General features: G+C 68.3%; 16 protein-coding genes and 3 tRNA genes. 13 read left to right on the plus strand and 6 right to left on the minus strand.

Features of this window, described 5'->3' with window-relative positions; genetic code table 11:
* The first annotated feature begins 264 nt into the window (after positions 1 to 264).
* Positions 265 to 3654 carry a DEAD/DEAH box helicase family protein gene (locus ACSGC5_RS01645; RefSeq protein WP_434968865.1) on the plus strand — a complete coding sequence of 1130 codons (3390 nt, stop codon included), beginning with the start codon at positions 265 to 267 and terminating at the stop codon, positions 3652 to 3654.
* Positions 3655 to 3697: 43 nt separating this feature from the next.
* Here the strand turns inward: ACSGC5_RS01645 and ACSGC5_RS01650 are convergent, their stop codons facing one another.
* Complete coding sequence (locus ACSGC5_RS01650) at positions 3698 to 4186, minus strand: YajQ family cyclic di-GMP-binding protein (RefSeq protein ID WP_434968866.1); 489 nt, start codon at positions 4184 to 4186, stop codon at positions 3698 to 3700.
* Positions 4187 to 4271: 85 nt separating this feature from the next.
* Here ACSGC5_RS01650 and ACSGC5_RS01655 point away from each other — a divergent pair, with 85 nt between their 5' ends.
* Together ACSGC5_RS01655 and ACSGC5_RS01660 are read left to right on the plus strand one after the other, a co-directional pair.
* On the plus strand, positions 4272 to 4772 hold the full coding sequence (locus ACSGC5_RS01655; RefSeq protein WP_434968867.1) for an FBP domain-containing protein: 501 nt from the start codon (positions 4272 to 4274) through the stop codon (positions 4770 to 4772).
* Positions 4769 to 5677: a carbohydrate kinase family protein gene (locus ACSGC5_RS01660; protein WP_434968868.1), complete on the plus strand. Its 909-nt coding sequence runs from the start codon at positions 4769 to 4771 to the stop codon at positions 5675 to 5677. Before ACSGC5_RS01655 ends, ACSGC5_RS01660 begins: the two co-directional genes overlap by 4 nt.
* Before the next feature lie 397 nt (positions 5678 to 6074).
* Here the strand turns inward: ACSGC5_RS01660 and ACSGC5_RS01665 are convergent.
* Positions 6075 to 6159, minus strand: a tRNA-Tyr gene (locus ACSGC5_RS01665).
* A gap of 195 nt (positions 6160 to 6354) precedes the next feature.
* On the opposite strand from ACSGC5_RS01665, the gene ACSGC5_RS01670 reads away from it, so the two are divergent.
* The 5 genes from ACSGC5_RS01670 to ACSGC5_RS01690 all read left to right on the plus strand — a co-directional run bounded on the left by ACSGC5_RS01670 (position 6355) and on the right by ACSGC5_RS01690 (position 10254).
* Positions 6355 to 7422 carry a hypothetical protein gene (locus ACSGC5_RS01670; RefSeq protein ID WP_434968869.1) on the plus strand — a complete coding sequence of 356 codons (1068 nt, stop codon included), beginning with the start codon at positions 6355 to 6357 and terminating at the stop codon, positions 7420 to 7422.
* 20 nt (positions 7423 to 7442) lie between these two features.
* The gene (locus ACSGC5_RS01675) at positions 7443 to 8243 is read left to right on the plus strand and encodes an inositol monophosphatase family protein (protein WP_434968870.1); all 801 of its coding nucleotides are present in this window, start codon (positions 7443 to 7445) and stop codon (positions 8241 to 8243) included.
* Positions 8244 to 8433: 190 nt separating this feature from the next.
* Positions 8434 to 9999: a peptidoglycan DD-metalloendopeptidase family protein gene (locus ACSGC5_RS01680; protein ID WP_434968871.1), complete on the plus strand. Its 1566-nt coding sequence runs from the start codon at positions 8434 to 8436 to the stop codon at positions 9997 to 9999.
* Positions 10000 to 10073: 74 nt separating this feature from the next.
* A tRNA-Thr gene (locus tag ACSGC5_RS01685) sits at positions 10074 to 10145 on the plus strand.
* 35 nt (positions 10146 to 10180) lie between these two features.
* Positions 10181 to 10254 (plus strand) — tRNA-Met (locus ACSGC5_RS01690).
* A gap of 97 nt (positions 10255 to 10351) precedes the next feature.
* Here ACSGC5_RS01690 and ACSGC5_RS01695 read toward each other — a convergent pair.
* Positions 10352 to 10939, minus strand: a complete 588-nt coding sequence (locus ACSGC5_RS01695; RefSeq protein ID WP_434968872.1) for a Dps family protein — start codon at positions 10937 to 10939, stop codon at positions 10352 to 10354.
* Between the two features lie 134 nt (positions 10940 to 11073).
* Here ACSGC5_RS01695 and ACSGC5_RS01700 point away from each other — a divergent pair, with 134 nt between their 5' ends.
* From ACSGC5_RS01700 to ACSGC5_RS01715, 4 genes are all read left to right on the plus strand, one after another.
* Positions 11074 to 11427, plus strand: a complete 354-nt coding sequence (locus ACSGC5_RS01700; protein WP_434968873.1) for a hypothetical protein — start codon at positions 11074 to 11076, stop codon at positions 11425 to 11427.
* Positions 11428 to 11497: 70 nt separating this feature from the next.
* Entirely contained in the window at positions 11498 to 11845 is a 348-nt protein-coding gene (locus ACSGC5_RS01705; RefSeq protein WP_434968874.1) for a hypothetical protein, read from the plus strand.
* A 90-nt stretch (positions 11846 to 11935) separates the two neighbouring features.
* Entirely contained in the window at positions 11936 to 12703 is a 768-nt protein-coding gene (locus ACSGC5_RS01710) for a DUF2510 domain-containing protein (RefSeq protein ID WP_434968875.1), read from the plus strand.
* Between the two features lie 85 nt (positions 12704 to 12788).
* Entirely contained in the window at positions 12789 to 13586 is a 798-nt protein-coding gene (locus ACSGC5_RS01715) for a sulfite exporter TauE/SafE family protein (RefSeq protein ID WP_434968876.1), read from the plus strand.
* A gap of 20 nt (positions 13587 to 13606) precedes the next feature.
* Here the strand turns inward: ACSGC5_RS01715 and ACSGC5_RS01720 are convergent, their stop codons facing one another.
* The gene (locus ACSGC5_RS01720) at positions 13607 to 16483 is read right to left on the minus strand and encodes an aminotransferase (RefSeq protein WP_434968877.1); all 2877 of its coding nucleotides are present in this window, start codon (positions 16481 to 16483) and stop codon (positions 13607 to 13609) included.
* A gap of 105 nt (positions 16484 to 16588) precedes the next feature.
* On the opposite strand from ACSGC5_RS01720, the gene ACSGC5_RS01725 reads away from it, so the two are divergent.
* Positions 16589 to 17314: a hypothetical protein gene (locus ACSGC5_RS01725; protein WP_434968878.1), complete on the plus strand. Its 726-nt coding sequence runs from the start codon at positions 16589 to 16591 to the stop codon at positions 17312 to 17314.
* Here the strand turns inward: ACSGC5_RS01725 and ACSGC5_RS01730 are convergent.
* Entirely contained in the window at positions 17242 to 18603 is a 1362-nt protein-coding gene (locus ACSGC5_RS01730; protein ID WP_434968879.1) for a glycosyltransferase, read from the minus strand. The two genes, ACSGC5_RS01725 and ACSGC5_RS01730, sit on opposite strands and share 73 nt — an antisense overlap.
* Positions 18600 to 20759, minus strand: a complete 2160-nt coding sequence (locus tag ACSGC5_RS01735; RefSeq protein ID WP_434968880.1) for a glycosyltransferase — start codon at positions 20757 to 20759, stop codon at positions 18600 to 18602. The genes ACSGC5_RS01730 and ACSGC5_RS01735 overlap by 4 nt, the downstream gene beginning before the upstream one ends.
* Positions 20760 to 20793: the final 34 nt, after the last annotated feature.

The following is a 20793-nucleotide window of genomic DNA, read 5'->3' on the forward strand; positions in this document are numbered from 1 at the left end:
GACCAACACGGCACCGTTGTGCCAGGGCCATCACACCGTCAAGCACCACGGCGGGTGGATCATCACCCACCTCAGTGACGGGTCCCTCGAGTGGGTATCTCCGCATGGACGCCGGTACGTCGTCGCACCCGAACGACACCTCCCCGCCTTCTACCCCCAGACCGCCGCTTGACACGGCACGCCTGACACAGCACGCCACCGCGTGCCGCCCCAGTAGCATCGGCTCAGGGGTCGGTCGGCGGCTCCTGGCAGAGGAGCGGTTCGGTGGGGAACTTCGACTTCGTCGTGCAGGCGTGGCCGCAGGTCGGTGACGCCGCCGCGCGCGCCGAAGCGTGCCTGCGTGCCGACCCGCGAGCATCCGCCACCTACGCGCGCCGCGCCGCCGAGCTGTTTACTGCCTGGGTCTACTCCGCTGAGGACCTTCCGCGTCCCTACGACGACACCTTCGCCAACCTCACCGCACAGAAGCCCTTCCGCGACACCGTCGGCGAATCGATCTGCGGGAGCCTCAAGATCATCCGCCTGGTCGGCAACGACGCCGTCCACAAGGATGACGAGATGCCGCTCGCGCGGGCGCGCGGATCGCTCGAACAGCTTCACCGGGTGTGCCTCTGGCTTCACCACTGCTACGGCGACCCGGCAGCGCCGCAGCCCGAGCGGTTCGTTCTCGACAGGGTCCCGCCGGCACCCGCGTCGATCGTGCGGCAGGCGCGCGCCGAACTCCTCAAGATCCAAGCCGACTTCGACGACGCCCGCGCGCAGCTGAGCGAAGCGGCGGCTCTCGGAGTGAAGGCGCAGGCCGAGATTGAGGAGTTGCGCGCAGAGATCGCGCGGCTCAAAGCCGAGAACGCCCAACGCAACGCCGCACACAACATCGCCGACCCCACCGACGCGACCGAAGCCGAGACGCGCGAGCAGCTGATCGACCTGCTGCTGCACGAAGCAGGCTGGGCCCTCGACGACGCTCGCGACCGAGAGTGGCCGGTCACCGGCATCCCCAGTCCCTCCGGCAGCGGAAAGGTCGACTACGTGCTGTGGGGCGACGACGGCAAGCCGCTCGCAGTCGTCGAGGCCAAGCGCACCTCGACGAGTCCCAAAGAAGGTCGCGAGCAGGCACGGCTGTACGCCGATGCCCTCGAGCGGGACTTCGGTCAGCGTCCGCTCATCTTCTACACCAACGGCTACGAGACGTGGTACTGGGACGATCGGCGCTATCCGCCGCGGAAAGTCGCCGGATTCCACACGAAAGACGAACTCGTCCTCGCGATCCAGCGCCGCTCGACACTCAGGCCGCTCAGCACGGTCGAGGTGAACCGGGCCATCGTCGAACGGCCCTATCAGCTCCGTGCGATCAGAGCCGTCGCCGATGCTTTCGAACAGCAGCGCCGCCGCGCACTGCTGGTCATGGCCACCGGCACCGGAAAGACCCGCACCGTGATCGCGCTCATCGACGTGCTCCAGCGGGCCAACTGGGTCAAGCGGGTCCTCTTCCTGGCCGACCGTACCGCACTCGTCGCCCAGGCCGTCGGCGCGTTCAAAGCGCACCTTCCCGACAGTGCGCCGGTGAACCTGCTCACCGATCGCGACAGCGAGGGAAGGGTGTTCGTCTCCACGTACGCGACGGTGATGAACCTCATCGATGCCGGAGACGACAACCTGCGGCGCTTCGGCCCCGGGTACTTCGACCTGATCGTCGTCGATGAGGCACACCGCTCGATCTATCACCGCTACGGCGAGATCTTCGACTACTTCGACGCGCTCGTCGTCGGCCTCACCGCCACGCCCCGCGCCGACATCGATCACAACACCTACCGCCTCTTCGGCCTCGACGACGGCGTGCCTACCGAGGCCTATGAACTCGACGACGCGATCGCCGGCGGCTACCTTGTGCCTCCCGTCGCCCGCGTGATCGACCTCGGATTCATGAGTCGCGGCATCCGCTATGCCGAGCTCACCGACGAAGAGCGCGAGCAGTGGGACGCACTCGAATGGCAGGACGGTGAGATCCCCGACGAAGTGGATGCTGCCGTCATCAACCGCTGGCTGTTCAACGCCGACACCGTCGACACCGTGCTCGAGATCCTGCTCGACGAAGGCCGCTACGTCTCCGGCGGGGACGTGCTGGGCAAGACGATCATCTTCGCGAAGAACCAGCGGCACGCCGAGTTCATCCAGGAGCGTTTCGACGCCCACTTCCCCGAACACCGCGGCGAGGTCGCCGAGGTCGTCACCCACGCCTCCGGCCCATACGCGCAGACGCTGATCGACAGGTTCGCCACGCCGGGCGCGAAACCCTACATCGCCATCTCGGTCGACATGCTCGACACCGGCATCGACATCCCCGACGTGGTCAACCTCGTGTTCTTCAAGCCCGTGCATTCGCAGACGAAGTACTGGCAGATGGTCGGGCGCGGCACCCGGCTCCGCCCCGACCTGTACGGCCCCGGCCAGCCGAAGACCGACTTCGTCATCTTCGACGTGTGCGGCAACATCGAGTACTTCAACGCCGACATCGCCGAGGCATCCGGAACGCGCGCCCCGTCCGTCACGGAGCGATCCTTCCTGGCGCGCCTGCGGCTACTCGGCTTGCTCGCAGGACGCGATGATCCGGATGCCGTCCCGCTGCGCGAGCACCTTGCGGCACGGCTGCACGCCGCCGTGGGCGGCATGAACCGCGAGAACTTCCTGGTCCGCAAGCACCTGCGCACCGTGGACCGGTTCGTCCCCGCCCAGGCATGGCAGCGGTTCACTGCCGCCGACTTCGATGACGCGGCGACGCTCGCGGGGCTGCCGACGGCATCCGAATCCGACACCGACGAAGCCGCGAAGAGGTTCGATCTGCTGCTGCTCGAGGCGCAAGTGGCCGTTGCCGCCGGCGACCCGGTGCCGCAGGCGATCATCGCGCGGGTCATTGACGTCGCTTCCGCCCTGCATCAGCGCCGAGGCATCCCCGCCGTCGACCAGCAGGCGGCACTCCTGGGAGCCATCGGCGATCCGGAGTGGTGGGATGCCGCAACCCTCACGAATCTCGAATCCGTGCGCGCCCGGCTACGCGATCTCGTGCGTCTGATCGACGCCCGTGGCCAGCATCCGATCTACACGGACTTCGCCGATACCGTCGCCGAGCGCCGTGAGGTCGATATCGTGCGGATCATGCCCGGACTCGATCGCCGCGCGTTCCGCGAGAAGGTGTCGGGCTTCCTCGACACCCACGCCGACAACCTCGCCCTGCGCAAGCTGCGCACCGGTCGTGAGTTGACGGCGCTCGACCTCGAGGAGCTCGAGACGATCCTCGTGAACGCCGGGGGAGTGGATGCCTCCCAGTTGCGTTCCCAGGCCACCGACGCCGGTGGACTCGGCCGGCTGATCCGCTCCATCGTCGGTCTCGATCGCTCTGCCGCCGAAGAAGCGCTCGCCGATTTCGTCTCCGCGCCCGGTTTCAGCCACCGCCAGCACGTCTTCGTCGATCTGATCATCGAGCAGCTCTCGATCTCGGGCTATCTTGACCCTCGCCGCCTCTACGAAGACCCGTTCACCGGCATCGCGCCCGAGGGACCGGACGCGCTGTTCACCGACGCGCAGGTCACCGACCTCATCGAGAGGCTGCGGCGGATCGACGAGTCCGCCGGCCCCGCGACATCGGCGACCGGGTAGGAGCGCTGGCCGGAGTCCTCCTGCCCAGCGGCACCAGCCGACCTCACCGGTAGTTGACGAACTGCAGGTCGACGTCGAGGTCGGCGGCCTTGAGGATGCGGATGACCTCTTGCAGGTCGTCGCGGCTCTTGGACTGGACCCGCAGCTCGTCGCCCTGGATCTGCGACTTGACGGACTTCGGACCCTCATCGCGGATGATCTTGTTGATCTTCTTCGCGTTCTCCTGGGAGATCCCGTCCTTGAGGCTGGAGACGATGCGGTATTCTTTGCCGCTGGCAACCGGCTCGCCCGAGTCGAGGCTCTTGAGAGAGATGCCCCGCTTGATGAGCTTGGACTGGAACACGTCGAGAACCGCCTTGGCGCGCTCTTCGGAGTTGGCCTTGATGAGGATCTGTTCGCCACTCCAGGCAATCGAGGCATCCGTGCCCTTGAAGTCGTAGCGCTGCTCGACCTCCTTGCGCGCCTGATTGAGGGCGTTGTCGGCCTCCTGGTGGTCGACCTTGCTCACGATGTCGAACGATGAATCAGCCATGCAGGGAGTCTAGACGCGAGGGCCTCGGAGACCGCAGCAGCGGCCTCATCCGACCGCGCTTCGTAGACTGAGACCAGGAGGTGGCATGCGCCCGCTCACGGAAGAGGAGCTTCGTGCGTCGTTCGTCAACGCCGCACCCGACGAGCTCAGGGTCATCGAGGTCCCCCTCAGTGCCCGCACGACCGACTGGTACCACTTCGACTTTCTCGCATGGCGGGATCCGGAGTTCCGGGGCCGCGGCTACCTGGTGGCAGAGGTCGGCGGTGAACCCCGGGGCGTCGTGCTTCGAGCATCCGAGAGTTCGTCGCGCGCGCGGGCAGCGATGTGCAACCTGTGCCACACGATGCAGCCCGGCAATCAGGTCTCACTGTTCACGGCTCGCCGCGCCGGGAATGCCGGTGCCCAGGGCGACAGCATCGGCACCTACATCTGCACCGACCTGTCCTGTCACGACAACGTTCGCCTTGCCGCACCCCTCGCGCCCAGTGAGATGCGCGGCAGCGTAGACCTCAAGATCGACGGAACCCGACGCCGCACGGAAGCTTTCGTCGCGCGCGTCCTCGAGAACGGAGAAGCCCCGGCATGAGTTCGGTGGTGGTGATCGGCGATGCGCTGATCGATGAGCTGCGCGATGACGCAGGTGTACGTGAGTTCGTCGGCGGCGCTGCACTGAATGTGGCGGTCGGACTGTCGCGGCTCGGGGTGCCGACCACGCTTGTCGCGATGGTCGGCGACGACGACGCGGGAGCGAAGATCCGCTCCTATCTCGCCGACCACGGCGTGGGGCTCCTGCCCTCACCCTCGCCGCTCGGTAGCTCGCGCGCGGTCAGCGTGCGGGTCGACGGCGAACCGACCTATGTCTTCAATGAGGCAGCGCAGGCGCGCCGGATCGAGTTCGGTCAGGCCGAGCGCGACGCGATCGCGGATGCCGATCGCGTCGTCGTCAGCTGCTATCCGTTCGATGACACCGAACAGACGGCACTGCTCATCGACGCGGTGGGCGGGGCATCGGACCGGCTCGTGATCGATCCCAACCCGCGCACGGGGATGATGAAGGACCTCGACGAGTTCCGTCGTGGTTTCGAGGCGCTCGCACGCGGCGCGGGCGTCGTGAAGATCGGTGACGACGACGCGAGTCTCCTGTATGGGGCTGATCTCGATGCAGCGGTGGCGCGCATGCGCGAACTCGGTGTGCCGACCGTTCTTGCCACACGCGGCGCCGGGGGAGCGACGCTGGTCGCGGAGGCCGCAACGGTGACCAAGCCCGTCTCTTCCCTTCCGGGGGCGGTGATCGACACGATGGGCGCGGGGGACGCATCCCTCGCCGCTCTCGTCGCGGGAATCGTCCAGCGCGACCCGACGACCGCCGACGAGTGGACCGATGTCCTCGCGACCGCGATGGACATCGCCGCCGCCACCTGCCGTGTGCCGGGGGCGCTGCTGCGGACGCCGGAGGCGCTCACCGGTGGCGCCGAACACCTCGGCAGCTGAGCCGAGGATCGGGTCTTCCGAGCCCGCAGCGCGTGGAGCCTCGGGCGGCACGAACAAGGGCCCCGCTTGCGCGAGACCCCTTGTTCACAGAGTGGCAGGTGAGGGATTCGTCCCCACCGCCTCTCCACGCGCCGCTTTGCAGCGCGCGGAGCCTCTGACGGCGTGGGCCCACCCGGGGGTTCGAACCCGCGATGCTCTACAAACGAAAGACGGGCCCCGCTGTCGCGAGACCCGTCTTTCGTTTGGTGGCAGGTGAGGGATTCGTCCCCACCGCCCCTCCACACGCTGCTGCGCAGCGCGCGGAGCCTCGGACGGCGTGGGCCCACCCGGGGGTTCGAACCCGCGATGCTCTACAAACGAAAGACGGGCCCCGCTGTCGCGAGACCCGTCTTTCGTTTGGTGGCAGGTGAGGGATTCGAACCCCCGAAGGCTATGCCGGCTGATTTACAGTCAGATCCCTTTGGCCGCTTGGGTAACCTGCCGAGTGCGCACCCGCCCGGCTTGTGCAGTCGACCGGAGGCGCGAGTTGCAATATTACAGCGAGTGACGGGCTGCCAGAAATCCGTCCCCCCAACCGTCTCCCTCGGCGGGATTCGTCCACAGTCGTCCGCAATCGAGGGTTCCTATCTGAGGCTGGCATGCGAGGATGACAGCGACCTCGACCCTCAGGAGGATTCATGACCACGCCGCCGCCAGACGCTCCCGCGCCGCACGTCCCGTCGCCGCCTCCGACCTCGGGTATCCCGGAGCCGTCGCTGGGCGCACGGTCTCCGTATGCGCGCGCCGCGATCTGGGTGGCGATCGGCGCGCTGGTTGCGGCAGCGCTCATCTGCGTCGTCTGGGTGCTCGTCGGCCCGCACACCGGATCGATCGTGCGAGCGTTCATCACCGTGTTGCTGTTCGCCGGGTTCGCCGGCATCGCGATCATGGAGGCCCGGCTCGCCCCGAGCCGCCCGGCGTGGTTCGCAATCGCCAGCATCGCCACGTGGGTCGTCGCGCTCCTTGCCGGCATCATCCTCATCTGGATGCCCCAGCCCTGGTCCTTCTACGGATGGGATTTCGTCGGACCTGAGCGATTCATCCGCTTCCTCCTCGTGGTCCTCGTGCTTCAGCTTGCGCTCTTGCACGCGCGGTTCTTCCTACGCGCCGTGCTACGTCACTCGGTGCCCGCGACGCGCATTCTCGCCCCGATCACTGTCGGACTCGTGGCTCTGCTCACCCTCCTGCTGCTGCTGCCGCTCGTCTTCGGAGACTGGATCTCCTTCGCCGAGTTCTACTGGCGCGTCGTGGTCGCGGTCGTCATCCTTGCCGCGGTCGGCACCGCGCTCGTGCCCCTGCTGAATGTGCTCGTTGCGCCGGGACCCGCGGGCGCGTCGCCCCTTGCCGCGTCGACGGGCCGGTCGGCAGCCCCGCCCGCGGCCGGTGCCGCGGGTCAGCAGGAACTGCTTCCATGGCCCATGTATGTCGACGGTGTGACACCGCTGCCGATGCTCCCGGATGGTTCGCCCGACTGGAACGCGTATTACACCGGCCACCCCACGCCGGGAGCCCAGATCTTCGCGCCCGTCGCGCCTCCTCCCGCTCCCGCATCGGCCGACATCGCTGATACCTCCGCAGCGGACGGCGCCGCCGATGCTCCAGCTCCAGCCGTGTCCACGACCGAGAGCGAGCCGGGCGTCCCGGCTGCCGAGTCGGCGCCGGGCGGTGAGGCTGACGACCACGAAGCGACACCGCGGCAGGGTTGACCGGGCGCTAGCGTGAGGGGGTGACCGACACAGACCCGGGGTATCTCGAGAGCATCGCCACCTCACTCGCTCGCGAAGCGGGACAGCTCGCCCTCGTTCGTCGCAGCGAAGGAGTCTCGATTGCGGCGACCAAGTCCGCGATCGCCGATATCGTCACGGATGCTGACCGCGAGGTGGAGACGCTGATCCGCGCCCGACTGCGCGAGATCCGACCCGCAGACGGCTTCCTCGGTGAAGAATCGGATGCCGATCCGGGCACCAGCGGCATCACGTGGGTCGTGGACCCGATCGACGGAACGGTCAACTACGCGTACGGGATCCCCTCGTATGCCGTGAGCATTGCCGCAGTGCAGGGCCCCCTGAATCCGGGGGAGTGGACCGCTCTTGCGGGCGCCGTCTATGTGCCACCCCTGGACGAGATGTTCCACGCCGCTCGTGGCGGCGGAGCGTGGCTCGGTGAGCGGCGACTCCGCGTGGAGACGGATGCTTCTGCCGCGGGAGCACTGCTGGCGACGGGTTTCGGCTACGACCCGACGACACACGCGGGCGATCTCACGCGCGTTGCTCGCGTGATGCCGATGGCGCGGGACATCCGGCGGATGGGCGCGGCATCCATCGATCTTTGCTCGGTCGCAGCAGGTCGCCTCGACGGCTATTTCGAGCGCGGCCTCAAGCCGTGGGACCACGCTGCGGCTGGACTCATCGTGACTGAATCCGGCGGGAGGTTCGGTGTGTTTCCGCCGGATGAGACCGGCCGCGTTCTGGTGATCGCAGCGGTACCGGGCATCTACGAGAGGCTGTCCGGGCTCGCGCAACCCTGACAACGGATCCGCGGAATCGACTGTGGAATCCCCAGAATGGGGTCCCGTCCATGGCTTTCTCAGGTCGGAGCGGGTAGCGTTTACCGTATCGTTACCTTCTTTGCGCATCCGGGAAACCGTCGCAGAGCAGGGTGAGTAGCATCCGAACCACCCGTGTCGTGCCCGACGACCGAGAGCGAGATCCACCGCCGTGACCCCCGAAACTCCTGCGGCTGACGCAGCGCGCACGCGCCGTTCCAGTCGCACGACTCCCGCGCCCGCGCAGGCGCCGGAGTCATCGGGGCCCTCTCGGGCGGAGTTGCGCCGTACCCGTCGCGTTGGCGCAGAAGCCACTGGTTCCCTCGCCGATGCCCGGGGCGTTGGTGCTTCGGAGCGCGCGGGAGACCCGCCCACCCCCCGGCCCGCGGGCCTGCGCTCGCGTGCTCACAACGCACCCCTGACGGATGCCGAAGCTGACGCACTCGCCGGGGCAGGGCTCGACGCCACTCGACACGTCGAGAACGTTCGTCTCTCGGATGAGGTCACGGCGGCCGCGGCTCCTTTGACCCGTCGCGCGCGCCGTTCGATCTCTACGCCTATCGCCCCGTCGACCGACGCCCTGCCGCTCGATGACGCCGTCGCGGCTACGCCGATCAACCAGGCGCCGGCGACCGCACCCGTCACCCGGCCGATCGACGTGCACGTCTCGGACGCGCCACACGAGCCGGTGATCGCCGATACGGATGCCGACGCCACGCCCCTGCCCGCGGTCGCCGACGCGGCGTCTGAGTCCTTTCCCGGCTTCGTGACCGACGTCGAGCCCGAGTCGCCGGCCGATGAGGTCGACGGCGACATCTTCGAGCGGACCGTACGCATGTTCGGCGCAACGGGGGCGACAGCCACCCTTCCCGCGGAGCCTGCGCCGTCAGCTGAGGCATCCGGGCAGAGCGACCCTTCTTCGCCAGCGCCGGAGCACATCGCCCGTCGCCGTCCACGAGCAGCGTCTGTGCGCCGTCTCACCACGACCTCTTTCTCCGTTGGCGTCATGGGAATCGTCGGGCTGCTTGCCGTCGGCATGACCACGCCGGTGGAGGCCGTCGCCGCCGCCGGTGGCGGGGAGGGGTCCACCGCGTCGATCGTCGCTGTCGCCGATGGCGGGACGGAGCCGCCCGTCGAGGACATTCAGGCGTACGTCGCGCCCGCTGAGGCCTCCACGGCAGCCCTGAGTCGTGAGGAAGGCTATTCGGCGGTGTCGATGGCCGAGCTCGCCGTCGAGGCGGGCGTGCGTGAGACGGCTGCGACCTACGTCAACAACTCCACGGCTGCCGTGCAGTATCCGTTCGTCGTCGGTGTGCCGATCAGTTCTCCGTACGGCATGCGCTGGGGCCGGCTGCACGAAGGTGTGGACTTCGCCCCCGGTGGTCAGGGAGCCGAGATCCACGCGGTGGCCGATGGCATCGTCCGGATCGCCACCGAGGCCGGCGGGGCGTACGGCGTGCAGGTCGTGATCGACAGCATCGTCAACGGCGAGCTGGTATCGACGAACTACGCTCACATGCAGTACGGATCGCTTCGCGTGGAGGCCGGTCAAGTAGTCAAGCTCGGCGACGTCGTCGGAACCGTCGGCACCACGGGGCGCTCCACGGGGCCGCACCTTCACTTCGAGGTGCTCCTGAACGGCAAGACCCCCACCGAGCCGATGGCGTGGCTGGCAGCCCACAACGTCGCCTCGACGGTCGTTACCGTGCCCCAAGCACCGATCACCGTCGACCAGTGATCAGAGACGTCGCCGGTTCTTTCGGATGACCGTGCTCTGATATTCTCTTCTAGTTGCCCGCGAGGTCGGGCTACGCCCCGATAGCTCAGTGGCAGAGCACTTCCATGGTAAGGAAGGGGTCGTCAGTTCAATCCTGACTCGGGGCTCGCAGCATCCACTTCGTGACCGATGGATGCCGTGCGGCAGGGTAGCTCAGTTGGTGAGAGCGCACGACTCATAATCGTGAGGTCGCGGGTTCGAGCCCCGCTCCTGCTACGAAGAAAGAGGCCCCTCGCGGGCCTCTTTCTTCGTTCCGGGGTGTACAGCCCAGGCTCTCGGGAGGCCCGCGAACGGGCCCACTCGCGACGGTCGGTCAGCGAGCCTGGGGGATACGGTGCTCGGCGCTGACCATCCAGGCGAACTGCTCCATCTGCCCGAGAACTTCGTGCAGGATGTCGGCGCTCGTGGGGTCCTCGTCGTCGACCTCGTCGTGCACGGCGCGGCAGGTTGCGACGACGGCCTCGAGGCGCTCCGTGATCAGGTCTACGACCTCGTCGGTGTCGACCTCGCCGTGGGGGAACTCGGGCAGCGAGGTGGTCTCTGCGATCGTGTCGCTGCGTCCGTCGGGAAGGGCGTGAAGAGCCCGCATCCGCTCGGCGACGACATCCGACAGGCTGCGGGCAGCGTCGATGATCTCGTCGAGCTGCAGGTGGGTGTCGCGGAAGTTCCGTCCGACCACGTTCCAATGCGCCTGCTTGCCCTGGAGAGAAAGCTCGAGCAAGTCGACGAGCACGCGCTGCAGGTTCTCACCGAGCTGCGTGGACGCCTGAAAGCCGCTCTCGGCATTCTGCTCATCGGTGAGCTTCGCGCCCGCCCCGCCCTTCGCGGGCCGGCGAGCGTTACGCGGGGCACCGGATGTCTCGCTCTTGGCTGCCGTCGATGTATCGGACTGAGTTGCCATCGGTTTTCCTTTCGACGTTCCGTCGAACCACACGATAGCCCTCCCGGCTTCCCCCCGCCCGCCCCTTGTCGGTCGCGCCGACGAGTGATACTCGGATGGGATACGGAATCGGTGATGCGCCCTAAAATGCGCTCGTGACCGAATCCGTTTCTCCCTCACCGGCTGCGCCACGGCGTATCCCGATCCTTGCGATCATCGGGTGCTCCGCGGCTGTCCTTGCCATCGCTCCCTCGCTCGTGGTCTTCGTGGTCGGCTTCCTCCCCGACATGGCGCTGGCGTGGTGGTTCCTGCTGATGACGTTCCCGTTCACCATCATCGTCGGGGTGATTGCGCTGGTCATCACGATCATCGCCCTGATCCTCGACATCCGCGCACGACGCACGCTCGCGTGGTCGATCGCCGGGTTGGTGCTCTCTCTGATGGCCGTGTTCGTGCCGCTGTGGTTCTTCACCGGCGGTTTCGCGGGCGGCTACGTCGCGAGCCTCTGACGGCAGCGCCGAGCTCCCACCGGGTGAAGATCGACCCCCGGCGTCGGTAGCTCGCCGTAGACTCCGCAGCGTGAGCTCCTCCACACCCGTCACCGCCCGACGTTCGGCGCTCGGCGTCACGGCACTGATCGTCGCGATCATTGCTGTGCTCGTGTCCGCACTGGTCATCCCGCTCGGCTACCTCCCCGGGATGGGAGCGGCCTGGGCGCTGATGTTCTTCACGATCCCGATCACCGTGATCATGGCGCTCGTCGCACTCGCCATGGCCATCGTCGCTCTCGTTCTCGACATCCGTGCCCGTCGCCGAATCACCGTCGCCGTCATCGCCCTCGTGCTCTCGGCGGTCACCGTGCTGACACCGGTGGTCTGGTTCGCAGCGAGCTGGATCGTTGCCAGCTCCGTCAGCTACGAGTACTGACCGCAGGGCGAGCCCCGTGCCGGGTGCAGAGCAAACGGTGTCGCGGATAGAGTGAACGCCGAACCCTGAACCGACGAGGAACGAGAACGGATGCCGGCGATCGCCCCGGGCTGGTACGACGACGGCCACGGCGCCCTGCGGTGGTGGGACGGACAGCAGTGGACCGAGCACGTGCAGCCGCATCCGCAGGGCATGCCCGACCCCTGGCAGCGTCCCCGATCGTCGCCCGCACCCGAGCAGTCCCACCGACCGCCGCTCTCGCCCGAGAACAGCGAACCCTCCAGCGTCGCGGAGCCCGAAACCACGGATGCCGGGTCATCGGGTATCTTCGTCGCTGCCACCGCGCCGCAGCGCAGCCGCACGTGGATCGTATGGCTCATTGTGGGCATCCTGATGCTCGCCGTCGTGGTGCTTGCCGCTGTCCTGATCCCGCTGGCGATTCTCGGCTTCGGTCGGGTCGATGCCGCGGCCGCCGCTGAGCCGAAGAACGACGACGAACGCGGCGCTGTCGAGGCGGTCTACGAGTTCGACGAAGCCTGGCAGACCGCGGACTGCGATCTGTTCGTCGATGTCACCACGGAGCGGCTGCGCGAGGTCGTGCAGATCAAGGACTGCGCGACCTTCACGGGACAGTCGAACGCGTTCACCGAGTGGTACTCGGACTACGCGCTCGTCGTGACCGACATCCGTGGTCCGGGGTACGAGTACACGGTGGTGACGCAGGAGAGCTATCTGGCCCACTTCGACCAGGACGGCGAGCCGATCGAGCCAGCCGTTCGAGAAGTTGTCGAGTACGAGTACACGCTCGTGCCGGATGACGATGGCTGGGCTGTCTACGACCTGGTGAGCGTGGAGTGACGCAGGCCCTGCGCGGCGTCAGAGCTGCCGCGTCGGAAGAGTAGGCTGGCACGGCCGGCGTTCCGGCGCCGATGAGAGCGAGCAGATGACCACGACACCCCCGCCGCGCACCGCGCGCTTCTACATCGTCGCGGTACTGGTAGGACTGGCTGCAGGTCTGTTGTCGGGATTGTTCGGTGTCGGTGGCGGGACCGTGATCGTGCCCGCGCTCGTGTTCTTCCTCGGCTTCAATCAGCGTCTCGCGGCCGGCACCTCGCTCGCGGCGATCGTCCCGACCGCCGCGGTGGGTGTCGTCTCCTACGCCCTGACCGGATCGGTCTCGTGGATCGCGGCACTCATCCTCGCCGCCGGAGCGATCGTCGGTGCGCAGATCGGCACATGGCTCCTGCACCGGCTCCCGCTACCGGTGCTGCGCTGGGGCTTCGTCGGCTTCCTCGTCCTGGTCATCATCAGTTTGTACATCGTGATCCCGTCGCGGGATGCCGAGATCGAGTTCACGATCATCTCCACGATCGGGCTGGTCCTGCTCGGTCTGATCACCGGGATCCTCGCGGGACTGCTCGGGGTGGGCGGCGGCATCGTGGTCGTGCCCGTTCTCATCATCCTGTTCGGGGCGAGCGATCTCGAAGCGAAGGGCACCTCGCTGCTCATGATGATCCCGACGGCACTGTCGGGAACTGTCGGCAACATTCGGCGCAAGAACGTGGACCTGCCCGCCGCTGTCGCGATCGGTATCGCGGCGTGCACCACGACAGCACTGGGTGCCTGGATCGCCACCCTGGTCGACCCGTTCATCGGGAACGTGCTCTTCTCGATCTTCGTCGCCTTCATCGCGGTGCAGATGGCCCTCCGCGCCATTCGGGCTCAGCGCTCCGGGTCCTGAACCTCCCGCGTCGAGATCGGTCACCATCCCGTGCGCAGCACGCGATCCAGCGCATCGACGAAGTAGTCGGCCGACTCGCGCGAGATGCACAGCGGCGGCTTGATCTTCAGCACATTCTGATGATCGCCCGTGGGCTGCATGATCACACCGAGGGTCAGCAGACGATCGCAGATCCCGGCCGTCTCTTCCGTCGCGGGTTCGAAGGTCCCGCGGTCGCGCACGAACTCCAGGCCGAGGTAGAGACCTGAACCGTGGACGGTGCCCACGATCGGATACGTGTCGCCCAGTCGCTCCAGGCGCTGCCTCAGGTACGACCCGACGACGCGAGCGTTCTCTTGCAAGCCCTCCTGCTCGATGATTTCCAGCACGGCGAGCCCGATGGCTGCCGACACCGGCGCTCCTCCGGTCGAGGAGAAGAAGTATCCCTGTGAGCGATACCGGTCCGCGATCTCGCGCCGCGTGATGACCGCGCCCAGCGGGTGCCCTCCGCCGATCGACTTGGCGACGGCGACGATGTCCGGGACGACGCCCTGCTGCTGAAAGCCCCAGAACCATTCGCCGAGCCGTCCGAATCCCACTTGGACCTCGTCGGCGATCGCCACCCCGCCGTGGCGCCGGATCGCGTCGTACACCTGCCGGAGATAGCCGTCGGGCAGGGCGACTCCGCCCGCATTCCCGAAGAACGGTTCGCAGATGATCCCGGCAGGGGGGTGTCCGGATTCCGCGAGCTCGTCGATCGTCGAGACGGCCTCGGGTCCGTACTGCCAGGCATCCGGTCCGCGATGGTCACCGCGGTAGGAGTTGGCCGCAGCAACCGTGTGCACCCACGCCGGCCGCGTCGAGACGGCGTTCGGGTTGTCGGCGAGAGAGGTCGAGACTGCATCGCTCGCGAAGGTCCAGCCGTGGTACGCCTCGCGCATCGCGACGATGTCGCTGCGCCCGGTGGTGGCCATCGCGAGCCGGATTGCGAGATCCGTGGCCTCCGACCCCGAATTGACGAGGAAGACCGTGTCGAGTTCCGCCGGCAGCGTCCCCACGAGGCGCTCGGCGTACTCGGTGATCACTCCGTAATGGAAGCGTGAGTTCGTGTTGAGCAGGTTCGCTTGCCGTGTCGCCGCTGCGACGACCTTCGGGTGCGCGTGCCCGACGGAGGCGACGTTGTTGACCATGTCGAGGTACACGCGACCGTCGAGGTCGAGCAGATACTCTCGCCACCCGCGTTCGATTCGGGGCGGGGCTGCGTAGTAATGCTCCTGCACCTCCGCCAGCACTCGGTGGCGACGCCCGAGCATGTCATCATCGCGCGCAGCTGCGGCGGTCATCCCCAGCGCCGCGGCGGGATCGCCCGTGAGGGCACGCCACGCGGGCGCCAGAGTCGCAACGACCATCGCCGGGGGGCGATCGCCTGCGGCTGAACGCCGCTGTACGAAGAGGGGTGTCCTCGCAGGAAGGAGATCCGAGGCCTCATCCTCGGGAAGACCGGCGACGGTGACGACCTCGTCGCCGCTCATCCAGGTGAGGATCCCGTCGCCCACCGTCACCTCGCCGTCCTGCCGCGTCACCCGCTGGGGCTCGGCCAGCCACACGGTGGCGCCGGTCGGAACCGTCTCGGGTGCGGAGGGCGTGCGCTGCGGTGCGCCGGTCGCGATGGCCTGCCAGGCGGGAAGAGCGACCATCGGCGCCCCGCCGTCCAGCGCAGCGAGCGCCGCCCGCTGCAGCGTGCCCCCGTGCAGCCACCCGCCCTCGTCGTTCAGCGCGGAGACGGTACCGGCATCGAGGATGACGGTCTCGCTCGGCAGCGGAAGGAGGGGCGCTCCGGGCCATGCGCGCGGCGGGAGCGGGTCGCTTGGGTGCAGCGCCATCCGGATCGCCTCGGTCATGACGGATGCGGGAACCGAGGTCGCCCTGTCGAAGACACGGAACTCGCGGTCCAGTGCCCTTGCCGCATAGTCATTGCCCGCGTCGAGCCGTACCTGGGCGCGCCCGCTGAGTACGAGTGTCGCTCCCCGCAGGACCACGAGTGGCCAGAGTGCGGTGATCTCGTCCCCGGTGAGGGGTCTCCTGGCGTGGAAAGCGCGGATGGCGGGGATCGTAGATAGGGGATCGGCGCCGTCGTGGTGCAGCACGGATGACACGGTGACGGCGATCTCGGCCACTCGCCATGAGCGGAGGATGTCACCGAAGTCGATCACCGCGTCGGGGAGAGCCCGGTCTTCCCGACGCAGCACGTTGTCGTCCGTGATGTCAAAATGACCGGCCTGCATCGGAAGGCGATCCGCGACAGCATCCAGCTGCGTCGCGATGCCGTCAACGGCGCGTTCGATGACGGTGCGCACTCGGGCATCCGGCTCCTGAGGGAGCAGTGTCTCGATGACGCGACGCGCGTGACGCAGATCCCACTGCAGAATGCGGCCGCTCGCGGGATGTGTGAAGCCGGCGAGCGCGAGGCTGACTCGACCTGCGAGGTCGCCGAGGCGCTCGACCACGCGCGGCGAGAGGTACCTCGACCCGGTCAGCGTCTGGCCGGAGATGTTCTCCAGAACGCGGGCGTGGATCGGTCCTTCCGACGTCTCCCACCATGCCCGCATCGGACCGCGAGGTCCGACCACGATGCACGGTACCCGCACGGAGGAGTCGGCCCTCGCCACCGCCTGCGCGGCGAGATCCTGCATCTCGATCTCGAGCTCACTGAAGACCGGGTTGCTCAGCTTCAGCACCCCCACCACCTCATCCGAACCACGGCGGAAGAGGCGGAAGTTCTGATCCTGTTGACTCCCCAGCGGCCGGGCGGCCACCGTGAGGCCGAATGTCTGGCTGCACAGACGCTCGACCTCCTCGACGCCGACCGTCGGCGTGGGCAGGTCGACATGGGCGAAGTAGTCAAACAGTTCCGACACGGGAGCTCCTTGCGGCGTGCGGGGTGTGTCCCGCAGTGCGGTTCGGCACATTCATCATTGTCCTCTGCGCTCGGAGCAGGCCCCGATCGGTCGCATGATGGTGGAGTGCAATCACCCGACTTGTCTGCCGCTGCTGGCCCTCTGCCCGCCCTGCCCGACGCCCGCATCGTCCTTCCCTGGCGCCCCGCCCCCTCGCGTCTGGACGCCTTCGACCGCGTGGTGTCGTGGTATCGCGAGAATCTTCCCGATCTTCCGCTGAGCACGGTCGACACGGGGGACATTCCGTTCGTGCTCGCTGCGTGCCGGAACCGGGCGATGGCGGAGGCGGCTCCCGACGAGGTGGTCGTCATCGGCGACGCCGACACGATCCCCGAGGTCGGGCCGGTGCGGGAGGCGATCGCGGCCGCGCGCACCAGCGGCGTGGTGCACCTCCCGTACACGGAGTACCGCTGGCTCGGTGCCTCCGGGTCGGCCGACTACGCCCGCGGCGTCCCGCTCGCGGACTGTGCCGTGGAACAGATCGTCTCGGGGGCCTGTTCGGGCGTGTACATCGCCACTCCGCGCACCTGGGCGCGCCACGGCGGGCAGGATGCCGGTTTCCGAGGATGGGGATTCGAGGATGCCGCGTGGAACCTTGCTCACCAGACTCTGCTCGGTCAGCCTCCCCGTCGCCACGAGGGCCGCGTGTACGCGCTCCACCACGTCGGCGAAGTCCGCGCCGGCGCCGGGTACGAGGCGAACGCGGCGCGGATGCAGCGTTATCGCGATGCCTCAGGGAACCGTGCCGCGATGGCCGCCCTCGTTGGGCTACCGGACGACATCACAGCCTGATCCGTGAGCGACTGATGGGCCCGTTCGGGGCCCGGATCGGCGCGCTGATCGGCGCTGATCGCCTCCAGGGTAGACCGCCCCGCCCACGTGGGGTCGAGCAGCTCGGAGAGTGCGCGCGTGAGATCGTGGCTGCTTGCCGCATTGGGGTCCAGAGCGCGTCCGACGTCCTCGCGCTCGATTGCTGCAGCTCCGGCGAACTGGTCAGTTGAGAACGGCAGCACGAGAAGCGGGACGCCAGCTCCGACGGCCTCGGTCACGGAGTTGTTGCCGCCGTGCGTGACGGCGGCGGCGGCGTGATCGAGAAGCCGCACTTGCGGCAGGTACTCGCGCACGAGCCAGTCCGGCGGGGTCGGTCCGAGCTCCGCCGGGTCGGTGGCACCCGTCGAGATCGCCGCACGGATGCCGATGCCTCGGAGTGCCGCGGCGACACGGGCGAGCACGTCGCCGCGAACGGACAGGAAGCTGCCGAAGCTGACGTAGACGAACGGCTCGCCGCGGGCGAGCCAGCTCGTCACCTCATCGTCTCCCGGCTCCGCGCGTCGGGTGGATCCGAGGAAGACGTGCGGGGGCAGCGCCCGTCCGTCGGTTCGGGCGAGCTCGGCGGGATAGTTGTACAGCACGCGCTCGCCGTGGGTCGCGAATGCGTCCTCGACGCCGCGGGATCTCGGATCCAGGCGTGCGGCAACCTCGTTCCACTGCGCTGTGAACCGCGCCGACACCTCGACACAGACCTCGCGGAGCTGGCGCTGCTCGTCACGGGACGGCGTGAAGGCACGCGGCCATGCCGGCGGATACCCGTACACCTCTCCGGATACCGGCAGCGCACTCGGGTGTCCCAGCACGACATCTCCGTAGGGGATCCCGGCGGTGTGCAGCGCGAGTCGCGCGCTGAACGCCAGGTGGTCGACGAGGATCGCGTCGGGCTTTGTCTGCTCGATGACCGCCAGGGTCGCGCGGGCGCGATCCTCGGGCTGCCACATGAGGTCGGTCAAGCGCTCCCGTGCCTGATACAGCAGTGTGGGGATCATCCCGTGGCGCGTCGCGTCGAAGAATCCCTCCAGTGACGCGGCTTCCTCTGCCTGCTGCTGCGCCGTCCGGATGATGCCCGCGTTCGCTCCGCGACCGAGCGGCAGGTTCACTCGGCGATAGCCGAAGCGTGACACGATCGGTTCGGTCGCGGGTCCGGTCGCGACCACCACGTGTTCTCCGCGTTCACGCCAGGCTGTCGCGAGAGTCGCGAGCGGGAGCAGATGCGAGGCGTAGTCGGGACTGATGACCAGCAGCGTCATGCGGTTTCCGCCGCCCGCACGAGTTCGGCCTCCTGCTCGGCCACCCGTCGATACACGGGCGCCAGTGCGGCGGCCATCGCTTGAATCGTGAAGCGCTCGGCGACCATCACGCGGGCGCGGTATGCGATGGCCGGGTCCGCCAGCCCGGCGCGGTCCAGCGCGCGGTGCGTGGCGTGCTCGAGAGCGTGCGGATCCCAGGTCGCGGTGAGAAAGCCCGTATCGCCGTCGACGACATACGTCGCCGGGCCACCGCCATCGGGCGCCACGACCACGAGGCCTGTCGCGAGTGCTTCCAGTAGCGCGATGCCGAACTCTTCCTTGATGCTCGCGCACACGTACACGCCGTGCGCGCCGACACGACCGGGGATCCCGAGGCGCGCCGCGGCGACCCACCGGGCCGTGACGTCGTTGGGTCGATGTCCCGCGAGGATGAGTCCCCGGGCCGCTCGCTCGGATGCGGGAACTGCCGCATCGATGCGATCGAGTTGCTCCCGCTCGTCCAGGGACGGATTCTCCAGGTCGCCGCCGATGATCAGCAGGTTCGCGCGGTCACGGAGATCGCCGCCGGCCCACGCCTCCACGAGTGTCGCCATGCCCTTCACACGGTGCATCCGGCCGACGCTCACGATGAGAGGCAGATCGCGTCGCCGCGGATCGAGAGCGCCGACGAGGTCGGCGAGCTCGGCCAGCGCGGGATCGGCATCCGTCGTGCCATCGACGCGCTCGACGAGCGCCACCGCGCGATCGACGACCTCCAGGTCGATGCCCTCCGCCACGATCGTGTGCCGCTCCGGGACGCTGTCGAGGTCGATGCCCACGAGGGAGCGCATATCGTCGACGAGGTGCGGGCGGGGGAAGAGCACGCTGTGGGAGGCGGAACCGGCGAGCGAACGCACCAGGCTGGTGCGGAACCAGAAGTGTTCGGCGAGGTCCGTCTCGCCGAAATTCTCGCGCGTGAGCGTCCCCGCCCGGTCGAGCGACTGGATGACCCCGTGCGGATCGGGAGCGAGGGTGAACACGGTGGGAATGCCCAGTTCCCGGGCGACGTCGGCTGCGGCGAGCGATCCCACGTCGGCCATCCGCAGGTGCAGCACGTCGACGCGCCCCGCCGCGCGCAGCAGGCGACGGATGCCGCGACGTGCCCGGACGCGCAAGGGCCACGCCGCCGCAGAGGGCGTGGGCGCGGGGGCCAGCGGGACATGACCGTACAGGTGGCCGGTGTCCAGCGACGCGACATCCAGCAGATCAGCAGTGGCCTGCGAGAGAGATCCCCGCGAGAGGGTGATGACCCGCTGGACGCCGTCGGGATCGCGCGTGAGCGCATCCCCCAGTCGTACCAGCAGCGTCGCGATCCCGCCGTTGTCGCCCGCGCCCGCACTGCTCAGGTGTGGGTCGATGTCGGCGTGCAGGAACAGCTGGGCGATGGTCAGTGCCCCCGCGTCCTCCATGCGCGTGTGCGCGGGCGGGGGCTCCAGATCGATGACCGCCAACCGGGCCTGGTCCGAGAGCGGTCCGCCGGTCGCGACGAGGTGTTCGAGCGCCCGCCGCACATCGGGTTCCCTCGAGCGCTGTCCGAGGGCCGCAACTGCGGCCTCGCGCACCTCGAGGTGCTCCGCGTCGTCGCGGGCGATCGTCAGGAGGGTCCGCGTGGCCGAGGACTGCCGGACGAGTCCCAGCGTCTCGACGAGGCGCGCGCGGGCCGCGGGATCGTTCGTGTCCGCCGAAGCCGCGAGGACCGACTCGAGGGCGACCGCGAGAACGTCACCTGCGGCGACTGACCACTTCTCGAGAGTGTGCTGGGCCAGCATTCCGGTGAACCCGCCGCGTCGGACGAGCGCGATCAGCCGTGCGACCGCGGCGAGGCGCGGCAGCCCCTGCCCCAGAGCCCAGGCGGAGTGTTCGCGAACGAAAGGCCGGGGGTCATCGAGAAGGGACACCAGTCTCGCTGCCGCCTGCTCGTCGAGCATCTCGGACAGCGCGTGCACCGCCGCAATCGCCGCGATGTCATCGCTGCCGGCGAGGGCGGCGGAGAGCACGCGCAGCGTGCGTACCCCGGGATCGCGCCCGGCTTCGAAGGCGAGGTCATCGGCAGCGCGCAGCGCCTCGACGATCGTCGAGGCCCCGGTCACCCGGTCCATCGCTGCCTGAATCCCCATGCGGTCCTTTCTTGGCGCCCTTCGTGGCGCGTTC

It is taken from the genome of Microbacterium sp. bgisy207, assembly GCF_965345035.1.
Classification (GTDB): domain Bacteria; phylum Actinomycetota; class Actinomycetes; order Actinomycetales; family Microbacteriaceae; genus Microbacterium.

What these genes read in the sequence shown, in the direction of transcription:
- ACSGC5_RS01710 (WP_434968875.1), top strand. Translation starts at nt 11,936, where the DNA reads ATGCCGGCGATCGCCCCGGGCTGGTACGACGACGGCCACGGCGCCCTG.
- ACSGC5_RS01695 (WP_434968872.1), bottom strand. Translation starts at nt 10,939, where the DNA reads ATGGCAACTCAGTCCGATACATCGACGGCAGCCAAGAGCGAGACATCC.
- ACSGC5_RS01715 (WP_434968876.1), top strand. Translation starts at nt 12,789, where the DNA reads ATGACCACGACACCCCCGCCGCGCACCGCGCGCTTCTACATCGTCGCG.
- ACSGC5_RS01670 (WP_434968869.1), top strand. Translation starts at nt 6,355, where the DNA reads ATGACCACGCCGCCGCCAGACGCTCCCGCGCCGCACGTCCCGTCGCCG.
- ACSGC5_RS01730 (WP_434968879.1), bottom strand. Translation starts at nt 18,603, where the DNA reads ATGACGCTGCTGGTCATCAGTCCCGACTACGCCTCGCATCTGCTCCCG.
- ACSGC5_RS01655 (WP_434968867.1), top strand. Translation starts at nt 4,272, where the DNA reads ATGCGCCCGCTCACGGAAGAGGAGCTTCGTGCGTCGTTCGTCAACGCC.
- ACSGC5_RS01660 (WP_434968868.1), top strand. Translation starts at nt 4,769, where the DNA reads ATGAGTTCGGTGGTGGTGATCGGCGATGCGCTGATCGATGAGCTGCGC.
- ACSGC5_RS01735 (WP_434968880.1), bottom strand. Translation starts at nt 20,759, where the DNA reads ATGGGGATTCAGGCAGCGATGGACCGGGTGACCGGGGCCTCGACGATC.
- ACSGC5_RS01650 (WP_434968866.1), bottom strand. Translation starts at nt 4,186, where the DNA reads ATGGCTGATTCATCGTTCGACATCGTGAGCAAGGTCGACCACCAGGAG.